Origin of the sequence: Pseudomonas sp. EA_65y_Pfl2_P74 (genome assembly GCF_963970575.1) — a bacterium.
Taxonomy (GTDB): domain Bacteria; phylum Pseudomonadota; class Gammaproteobacteria; order Pseudomonadales; family Pseudomonadaceae; genus Aquipseudomonas; species Aquipseudomonas baetica_A.
Map to the genome: position 1 here is coordinate 1 of NZ_CAXAOQ010000059.1, position 5,477 is coordinate 5,477.

The following is a 5,477-nucleotide window of genomic DNA, read 5'->3' on the forward strand; positions in this document are numbered from 1 at the left end:
CTTAATCATCTTTACAACTTCCAGCTTGAAGCTGTCGTCGAATACTTTGCGTTTGTCGGTCATGGAGAGCTCCTCAATAGGTGTATTTTCCACCTATCGGGGTGTCCGGGGAAATTAGACCACTGCATAGGGGTTTCCAACTGAGACGCCATTTGCGAAAGGCTTAGGCTTGCCGCCGACAGGCTCGCCTGTGCGTCACCCGACTCTGCTGCACACACGAAATTTTCCAAGGACGCTTCAATCAACTCCACGGTCAGCGGGTATTGCTCAAGAAACCCCAGCCCACCCAACGCTTCGGCACGCTGATAACAAAAGTTCTCGGCGCGGCTCATTCCCGGGTTCTCTGTTGCGACAAGATCCTTCTCACTGATCGACCAATCCTCAATCCCCTCAAGCACCCAGCACGCCTGACGAGAGAAGTTGAAGATTTTCACATTGCTGTTGCCTGCCCTTTTATCCACAACGTTGACGTGACTGTCGTCGACCTCTTCGATCTCGACTCCAGGTGTCTTGCCGGGCGTGATTGCAGCCATCAGCGGATAGGCGAAAGTAGCTCCGCTGACACCCGAGGTTGAAGGCTCAAAGGTACTTCGATCCTTTCCCGCCACCGGTTTCAACACCAGCGACTTGACCGTCATCGCCGTGAGACGGCTCTGTGATTCGCTGTTGGCAGAAAACGCTGTGAGGAAAGCAGGGAACTCCTCCGCTGGACAAGCGCCGCTGGCAGGCGCCGTCGAAGCGTTCTTGTCGGATGCAAGAGCAGGGACAATCTTGTCCAGATACGCCGAGCGCTCACGACTCATTCTCGCGATGCACGAGTTAACGGCGAACACATGCGCCGGCATCCCCGTCTCGATTTCGAATGCCTCCAAAGGGCAGTTCGCATCGCGCAACTTCAACCACGCACGTTGCGACTCTTTGACCTTCGCGGCGTACTCCGCGCCCAATGCCGGATCTGCTCGATAGTCAGACTCAAGTCGCGTCATCAGCTGCTTGTAGCTGACATTCAACTGCGCATCGGCAGCCTTCTTCGCCGCCTCCGAGCAGGGCACCATTTCCAGACTTGAGGTGACATTGCTGCAGTCGTCCTGCGCATAGGCAGCTGAAGCCGGCAGCAATACGGCCAGCAGGGTTAAAACAAAACGGTTCACTGTGTTCATCCTTGAGTCATTCAGGTTTTGCGTTTGGTGAATCGGGTGATGCATTGCTTGGGGATGTTCATTTCCCAGTAAGTGCTGAGCAACGCTTTACGTTTTTTATCGACGCGCAGGTTAACGAAGCCATCGCCGCAGTCCGGCTGCAACTCTTCGAACGTGCCGGTTTTCGCTTGATAAACGAACACTCGGTAGTAATCGTAAGTACCCATACCGTCATCAAGCTGCCAGACCGCGAAATCCCGGGCGCCGTCGAAATTGAAATCGTCGAACTGCATGTGGAGTTCGTTTTCGGCTTCAGAATCGATTGTTCGCGACTCGCTGTGCGTTTCGCTTTTAACGGCGATGTTCAGCTTGGAGCCTTCGAGAACCAGCGTCGCGTCGACGCCTTTGGTTGGGCTGAATGTAGTGGTTTCGGCTAACGCCGGGATCGTCCACATCAGGCCGAGCATTGATAACGCCAAAGTTTTGAGTTGCATGTACTCGCCCTACTCCCATTTGCATCCGGACTCCAGGGAGGAGTCGATGCTGGTATTGAATCCGAAGCTGTACACCTTGCCGTTGGACTGCTTTGTGTAAGACATCGAGACGATCTGTGAGCCTTGAGTTATCAACTCATAAGTGCCCGTGACCTTCGAACGCTTTATTTCACTGCTTGGTCTTTTCCGGAGCCATAGCCAATTGACGCGCTCGCTCTATCGTCGCGCGGATCAAGCAGGAGTTCGACCATTCCCCAAACACCGATTTATACGATTTCGCCTCAGGCAGACACTCCGCATCTCGAAACTTCATCCAGGCTCTTTGGGTTTCTCTCAGCCCTTTCTGTGCATTTTCGTCCAACCGCTCCATGCGCTCCCGGTAAACGAGGTTAAGCAGTGCATCAGCATCAGTTACGACCAGATCAAGCGTCCCACTCGGCAAAGTTGGCCACACAACGTCCGCCAATGCCTGCTTGGTTTCGTTGTTCCAATTGTAGAAACCGTTCTCTTCAATTTTCAGCCGGGCAGACCGCCCATAGTGATTGGTCGGATCGCTCTCGCTGACTTCCGATTGGTAAACAATTTCCAGATAGATCGGGTCACTTGAGCGCTGAGGATCATTCAGCAGCGTTTGCCGAACAATGGCGCGTTGCTTTTTGCTCTCAGTTATTTCAATCGAAAAGCAAGGATCCGGGCCGGGACGGTCAGACGATTTCACCCTCGCCAGACAATCTTTAAGAAGGGCCATGGACGGAGCATCCGGCCCCCATCCTACGTCTACAACCCTCACGAGCAGTCGTATTTCCGGATCTTTGGAAAAATCCGCCTGAAGCACCGTTGCGATCATCGTGCCTTCCGCATGGGCGAGGGACGATAGCAAGGACAGTAAATAAACGACGCCGAATCTGAAAATCTTCATTCCCTGGTTTCCTTGAAAAACTATAAAAGTCTGCACTTCATCCGATCTGAATTTGACCCACTCAACCTCAGAATCAGATACAGGTGTCCTGCTGTAAGACCTTTCTACTTTCTGACGCAAACACTTAAACAGAACTTACAACCTTTCGATCTTCTGCTAAACGGATGTCATGTTCGTCGGACATTTCCCGCAAGACGCCGAGCCATCCATGAACTATCCGACCTCTCCGTTCGCCGCTAACCTTGATTTGTCACCGCAAAAAACGGTGACACGGACGTGCAAGTCCGGGTAAAAGACGACGCGCAACGTCATTGGTCGCTGATCAGGCATATCCCTGCTCGCGGTACCGACTGTATGGCGGCTGTGCGTGGGAGATCCTTCTTTCGAGAGCGATCTGCCGGGTCCGTCTGCCCGGTCTTGCACACCTGCGCACAGCTGCCACCTTAATTTGCGTGCAAGCGAACGGTGGTGGCTCCTCCTAAACAGACGGAGATACATCCATGTTCAAAGTGACGCCCAACCCGCCAGACAACACTGGTGCCCCCGCCGAAGAATCCCTCGACACTGCGACGCTCGACAAAGAAGCCGCCGACCGCGCCTTCGCCCACTACTTCCCGCCTACCAACGACAAACAGTCCAAACGCCGCAAAGGCAGACTCTTCACCGTCGCCAATGACATCGACTTGGAAGCCCTCCTGGCCAACGCCTCCGAAGACATGCTGTCCATCAGCGCCATCGCTGCCAAATTAGCCGACGATGTCGAAGGCTCAAACCGCTCGGTGGCATTGGCACTGAGTCGAATTGCCGATGGTGCGCAGCTCATTGTGGAACGTGCGTTGGATCATCTGGAAGAGTTGATAGCGGCGAGGCAGGAAGCGAAAACGTAAACGGAACGAGGGGGACGGATTAAGTTGACAGCCCGTCCCCCTACCCCCCCCTGTATCTACTAATTTTTGCTCGGTGTCATAGCCTCAAATGAAGATCTAATATCAGATAACTTAGGATCACTTTTCAGGTTCGACCTAGGCGCACATGCAGAAAACTTTACAGTTGCATCTTTCACGCCTTTTAACCCATAGAAACAGTCGAACCACAGCCCCTTTTTTCTCACCGAGTACTTACTCTCAGCTGCAGCTATGTCTTTTTCAGAGTCCCAAAGCATAAAAGGGGACATTAATACTCTGACTGCGGCGGAGCCCGACGCTGACGAATGAGCAAGATCCACCTCTCCCGTTTCTGACCCTTGTTGCAAAACTTCATCAGCAGCGTAGCTGTATTTATATTTACCATTGCTATCAAAGCGGCCAGATGCAGCTAAGCTTTTTTCGAACTCAACAGGCTCAATTAAAAAATATTCTCTTCTGTCAAAATATCTGGCCTTGAACTTACGTTCGAGACCAGTTCTCCGTAGCAAATACCATCTTCAAGTTTTACGTTCAATTTAAAACCTGGGATATCTGGGATTGAAACTCCACATATATTTGAAGGCTGTGACTGAGCCACCGAAAAAACCGACATTAAAAATAATCCAAAAACAAAAATAGGGATAGACAACGATGCACTTTCCAACACTAAAACGTAGTCTGCCCCTGTGTCACTCATTACCTATCCACCTTCATATTCAACATGATAAGTTTTTGAGCCTTTAAGTAACGACAGCATACGCTTTCTGGTAGTTTTAACATCTTCTTCGTCGCCACAGGCCTCTATCATAAAAACATGATCAGTGCCAGCCTCCAATACGGCAGTAAAGCAGTATGAGTTAGAATAATATATTCCTTCCCAGCCGGACCAATTAACCCCAGAAACAGGACTAGCCTTTGACAGCGGCTGCATTCCCGTACCAATCTTCAATCCGTCGGCCTCCTGCACAAAGCCGCTAGCTACCGCGTCTGGAAAACTCATCGCTACGCAGTTCATCTGTACATTTTCTGTTCTACCATCTTTATATTTGTACTTAACAAATGAAATATCATCATCAGTCTTGAAAAACAAAACACCAGGAGATTCATTTACCTCCATGACACAACCTTTACTTTGCACAACTACTCTATCACTAGCATGCACAAACAAAAACGAACTTAACAGATACAAAAAAATAAATTTATTCATTTTTTCTGCCTTTTTACAAATGATGGCATTGGCAACAACTCTTCTCCAGCATCAGCGTTTTCATATAATAGATTCATAACTACAGCTTGAACATTAGTAAAAACGTCTCTGCGCGCGGGAAGTCCGTTCATTTTTTTTGTCGATGTAGGACTTCCAGCATTGATATGTAGCCCAACTCGGTCTAGTGTCGGATTGCTAAACCGCGTTTCAGTACTTAGTGCGCTATTACATTTTTTTGCTTTCCAATCATAATCGCTGCACACATCAAGCTGCAATTTCTTATTATCGGCAACTGGGTCACTTGTTCTATTAGCACCGTTATCCGCCCACCAAAATCCCGCACTTTCGGCTCTATCATACGACTCCACTCCAACTTTATCTCTCCAAACTACATTCTGAGCTTCATTATTAGTCTGCCGCCCTCTATGCTTGAAGTACTTTATATAAGCATCCTTATGAGTTATCTGAATAATACCCCGCCCATACCAATCACCAGAGAAAATGGGACAGACCCTGAGGGATCCCCGATTTTTCTTACAGAAAATCAAGAAGTTGGAATATTGAAGAGGCCTGCATGAGTCGGCAACTTAGTTTGCACCACACAAATACAAGAAACCGAACCCATGCAAGCCATCCGATTTTTGCACAGAGCGCTCGCTCAAGCACTGCCCTCTATCCATTCTCGACGCCTGACATCACTGATGAGTTGTGTCAGTTCGTTACTGCAAGGACGTCGACTGACACTGACCGCTCTTGGTCGCTTCATGACGGGGCGTGCTTATCCCAAGCATTCGATCAAGCGTGTGGATCGGT

The 5,477-nt window shown here is 49.8% G+C and carries 6 protein-coding genes and 2 pseudogenes; 2 read left to right on the plus strand and 6 right to left on the minus strand.

Annotated features, from left to right (window positions below; genetic code table 11):
- Nucleotides 1-131: 131 nt before the first annotated feature.
- From AACY18_RS27615 to AACY18_RS27625, 3 genes and pseudogenes are all read right to left on the minus strand, one after another.
- Nucleotides 132-1,151: pseudogene (locus AACY18_RS27615) on the minus strand (lysozyme inhibitor LprI family protein); the annotation flags it as partial.
- A gap of 20 nt (nt 1,152-1,171) precedes the next feature.
- A complete protein-coding gene (locus AACY18_RS27620; RefSeq protein WP_339466806.1) occupies nt 1,172-1,633 on the minus strand; it encodes an XAC2610-related protein in 462 nt (153 codons plus the stop codon).
- A 169-nt stretch (nt 1,634-1,802) separates the two neighbouring features.
- Entirely contained in the window at nt 1,803-2,552 is a 750-nt protein-coding gene (locus tag AACY18_RS27625) for a lysozyme inhibitor LprI family protein (RefSeq protein WP_339466809.1), read from the minus strand.
- Between the two features lie 500 nt (nt 2,553-3,052).
- On the opposite strand from AACY18_RS27625, the gene AACY18_RS27630 reads away from it, so the two are divergent.
- Entirely contained in the window at nt 3,053-3,439 is a 387-nt protein-coding gene (locus AACY18_RS27630) for a DUF6124 family protein (protein WP_339466810.1), read from the plus strand.
- Between the two features lie 457 nt (nt 3,440-3,896).
- Here the strand turns inward: AACY18_RS27630 and AACY18_RS27635 are convergent, their stop codons facing one another.
- The 3 genes from AACY18_RS27635 to AACY18_RS27645 are packed head-to-tail and all read right to left on the minus strand — an operon-like array spanning nt 3,897 to nt 5,032.
- Complete coding sequence (locus tag AACY18_RS27635) at nt 3,897-4,154, minus strand: hypothetical protein (RefSeq protein WP_339466812.1); 258 nt, start codon at nt 4,152-4,154, stop codon at nt 3,897-3,899.
- Between the two features lie 3 nt (nt 4,155-4,157).
- The gene (locus tag AACY18_RS27640; protein WP_339466813.1) at nt 4,158-4,664 is read right to left on the minus strand and encodes a hypothetical protein; all 507 of its coding nucleotides are present in this window, start codon (nt 4,662-4,664) and stop codon (nt 4,158-4,160) included.
- The gene (locus AACY18_RS27645; protein ID WP_339466814.1) at nt 4,661-5,032 is read right to left on the minus strand and encodes a hypothetical protein; all 372 of its coding nucleotides are present in this window, start codon (nt 5,030-5,032) and stop codon (nt 4,661-4,663) included. Before AACY18_RS27645 ends, AACY18_RS27640 begins: the two co-directional genes overlap by 4 nt.
- A 255-nt stretch (nt 5,033-5,287) precedes the next feature.
- Here AACY18_RS27645 and AACY18_RS27650 point away from each other — a divergent pair.
- A pseudogene (locus AACY18_RS27650) lies at nt 5,288-5,477 on the plus strand (IS4 family transposase); the annotation flags it as partial.